The sequence below is a fragment of the Aliirhizobium wenxiniae genome (assembly GCF_019511445.1).
Taxonomy (GTDB): Bacteria; Pseudomonadota; Alphaproteobacteria; order Rhizobiales; family Rhizobiaceae; genus Neorhizobium; species Neorhizobium wenxiniae_A.
Window position 1 is genome coordinate 1 of sequence record NZ_JAEUAN010000085.1, and the last position, 520, is coordinate 520.

1 protein-coding gene is annotated in these 520 nt (G+C 41.7%); it reads right to left on the reverse strand.

Annotation, left to right across the window (positions count from 1 at the left end):
* Positions 1–285 precede the first annotated feature (285 nt).
* The coding region (locus JNB91_RS30405; protein ID WP_217822443.1) for a replication initiation protein at positions 286–520 on the reverse strand (235 nt) is incomplete at its 5' end.

The window sequence follows — 520 nt, forward strand, 5'->3', positions numbered from 1 at the left end:
CCACCGAGAGGAGACATGATCGCGGTTGGTCACAGTGAATGTGAACAATATTTTGTTTTGTTTAACATCGTGTTATGTTCGTCGATGTTCATCGACAGGGATGAATGCAAGAAGCACACTCACATAATGCAAGCATAGTTTTGTTTTTCCGCCCCCAAAAATTGGGGGTTCTTTTTTCGCTGCATTAGAGCGTTTTTGACGCAATTTTTCACTTCAATAGTACCTTCGCACTACTAACACAAAAAAAACGCAGCAGGGAGCGTTTTAGGTGCCTTAAAATCGATTTTAGATCGTCATCTTGATCTGTTTGTCTTCCTTGAAGCGAAAATGCAGGGCTACAACCGTGCGCCCCTTTTTGATCGTCTCAACCGTTACAGCCAGGTCGCTTTTTTTGTTCAGTTCGTCAATGCAGGGTCTTAATAATTGCTGGTTAAGTGATTTATATGTTTGATATTTATGCTCTATATCAAGCATTGAGCGAAAATCATCGAGAGCGATAATACGTTCGCCAGTACTGCGG